Origin of the sequence: Streptomyces sp. NPDC051567 (genome assembly GCF_044454165.1) — a bacterium.
In the GTDB taxonomy this organism is placed as follows: Bacteria; Actinomycetota; Actinomycetes; order Streptomycetales; family Streptomycetaceae; genus Streptomyces.
In genome coordinates, this window is the sequence record NZ_JBITDK010000064.1 from 1 (window position 1) to 2,267 (window position 2,267).

Sequence of the window (2,267 nt, forward strand, 5' to 3'; positions counted from 1 at the left end):
GCCTCCAGGATCGCCGAAACCGGCTGCTTGATCCCGATGTTCACCACGTTGTAACCATTGTTCGACAGAATAATGTCGACCAGATTCTTACCGATGTCATGAACATCCCCACGGACGGTAGCCAGCACAATCGTGCCCTTGCCCTCCGCATCCGACTTCTCCATAAACGGCTCCAGATACGCCACCGCCGTCTTCATCACCTCCGCCGACTGCAACACGAACGGCAACTGCATCTGCCCCGACCCGAACAGCTCACCGACAACCTTCATCCCCCCCAGCAAGGTGTCGTTGACGATCTCCAGCGCCGGCCGTGTTCCCAGAGCCTCCGCGAGATCCGCCTCCAGACCGTTCTTCTCCCCGTCGATGATCCGCCGCCGCAACCGCTCGTCCAGCGGCAGCGCCAGCAACTCCTCCGCCCGGCCCGCTCTGAGGGACTTCGTGTTCACACCCTCGAAGAGCGCCATCAGCCTCTGCAGCGGGTCGTACCCCTCCGCACGCCGGTCATAGATCAGATCCAGGGCCGTGGCCACCTGCTCCTCACCGAAACGCGCGATCGGCAGAATCTTCGACGCGTGCACGATCGCCGAATCCAGACCCGCCTTCACACACTCGTCCAGGAACACCGAGTTCAGCAGCACCCGCGCCGCCGGATTCAGACCGAAGGAAATATTCGACAGACCCAGCGTCGTCTGCACCTCAGGATGCCGGCGCTTCAGCTCACGGATCGACTCGATCGTCGCGATCCCGTCCCCCCGCGACTCCTCCTGACCCGTACAGATCGTGAACGTCAGCGTATCGATCAGAATGTCCGACTCACGGATACCCCAGTCGCTGGTCAGATCACCGATCAGCCGCTCCGCGATCGCCACCTTGTGCCCGACCGTCCGCGCCTGCCCACCCTCATCGATCGTCAACGCGATCAGAGCCGCACCATGCTCCCGCGCCAGCCCCGCCACCTGCGCGAACCGGGACTCCGGACCATCACCGTCCTCAAAGTTCACCGAGTTCACCACCGCACGCCCGCCCAGCTTCTCCAGACCCGCCCGCAACACCGGAACCTCAGTCGAGTCCAGCACCACCGGCAACGTCGAAGCCGTCGCGAAACGCCCCGCGAGCTCCTCCATGTCCGCGACCCCGTCACGCCCCACATAATCCACACACAGATCCAGCATGTGCGCACCCTCACGGATCTGGTCCCGCACCATCTCCACACAGTCGTCCCAGCGCGCCTCCAGCATCGCCTCCCGGAACTTCCGCGAACCATTCGCGTTCGTCCGCTCCCCGATCGCCATGAACGACGCATCCTGACGGAACGACACCGTCTGGTACAACGAAGAAGCACCCGCCTCCGGACGCGGAACCCGCACCCTCACCTCCGCGCCCCGGACCCGCTCCACCACCTGACGCAGATGCTCCGGCGTCGTACCGCAGCACCCACCCACCAGAGACAGCCCGTACTCCCCCACGAACGTCTCCTGCGCATCCGCCAGCTCCACCGCCGACAGCGGATAGTACGCACCGTCCTTCGTCAGCACCGGCAGCCCCGCATTCGGCATGCACGACAACGGAACCCGCGCATGACGCGCCAGATACCGCAGATGCTCACTCATCTCCGCCGGACCCGTCGCACAGTTCAACCCGATCATGTCGACACCCAACGGCTCCAACGCCGTCAACGCCGCACCGATCTCCGAACCCAGCAACATCGTCCCCGTCGTCTCCACGGTGACGGAACAGATCAGCGGGACGGACAACCCGAGAGCGTCCATGGCCCGGCGGGCACCGATGATCGAGGCCTTCGTCTGGAGGAGGTCCTGCGTGGTCTCCACCAGCAGCGCGTCCGCGCCACCGGAGATCAGCCCTTCGGCGTTCACCTGGTAAGCGTCACGGATCTTCGCGTAGGCGATATGCCCGAGAGTGGGCAGCTTCGTGCCCGGTCCCATCGAACCCAGGACCCAGCGCTGCTGTCCGGTGGAGACAGTGAACTCGTCGGCGACCTCACGGGCGATACGGGCACCCGCCTCCGACAGCTCGAAGTTGCGCTCCGGGATGTCGTACTCGGCGAGCGCCGCGAAGTTCGTACCGAAGGTGTTGGTCTCGACGCAGTCCACACCCACCGCGAAGTACGCCTCGTGCACCGAACGGACAATGTCGGGACGGGTGACGTTGAGGATCTCGTTGCAGCCCTCCAGCTGCTGGAAGTCCTCCAGAGTGGGGTCCTGCGCCTGGAGCATCGTTCCCATGGCTCCATCGGCGACGACGACGCG

1 protein-coding gene is annotated in these 2,267 nt (G+C 64.7%); it reads right to left on the reverse strand.

What is annotated here, in order from left to right:
- Positions 1 to 2,267 (reverse strand): homocysteine S-methyltransferase family protein (locus tag ACIA5F_RS30900; RefSeq protein ID WP_399358783.1); only part of this gene is annotated, 2,267 nt, incomplete at both ends.